General features: G+C 47.8%; 1 protein-coding gene. It reads left to right on the top strand.

Going from position 1 to position 540, the window contains the following annotated elements; translation table 11 throughout:
* The first annotated feature begins 143 nt into the window (after window positions 1–143).
* On the top strand, window positions 144–539 hold the full coding sequence (locus tag QWI17_RS00515; protein ID WP_302720541.1) for a ribonucleotide reductase subunit alpha: 396 nt from the start codon (window positions 144–146) through the stop codon (window positions 537–539).
* The last annotated feature ends 1 nt before the right edge of the window (window position 540 follow it).

Raw genomic sequence — 540 nt, 5'->3', positions numbered from 1 at the left:
CGGGCAGATGATCAAGATTAGTTTTTGATTGTTGCCTATACCTCCAATGAATTCTGGGTTCCCGAGCTAGAGATGATATATATCAAGCCAGGGTTTTGCAGAGGCAGTATTCTGCAATACAGAGATAAACAGAGGTGAAAGAGATGATTTCGACGTTTTCCGATTTGCAGGATGCGGTAGCAAAAGAAGATGAACCGCAACGCCTATTGATGTTGTTTGCCAAGGCCGAAGGGGGGTCATCAAACCCGAAGAAGCAGCGTAAACAACAGCGCGGTACGATTGAACCGGTCATGTGTGTCGATAAACTGCCCGAAGAGGTTGGGTCTTTCGCGCAGCTGGTGGCTGAAGCGGATAATATTTCTAAAGAGTGGAATTTCATTATTATTGCCGGCCTGGCAGGCGAGAATGGCATGGCGCCCACGACTGAAGATGCCGACCCTTACCTGAATAAGATGGCTAACGGTCTGGCAATGGGTGAAGACCTGTCCCGTTATCTGATTTTTGACCGGAATGAAAACCCGATCGTTATGCAGGAGTGAT

Origin of the sequence: Gilvimarinus gilvus (assembly GCF_030518155.1) — a bacterium.
Taxonomy (GTDB): Bacteria; Pseudomonadota; Gammaproteobacteria; order Pseudomonadales; family Cellvibrionaceae; genus Gilvimarinus; species Gilvimarinus gilvus.
This window is presented reverse-complemented; position numbering and strand designations above follow the sequence as displayed.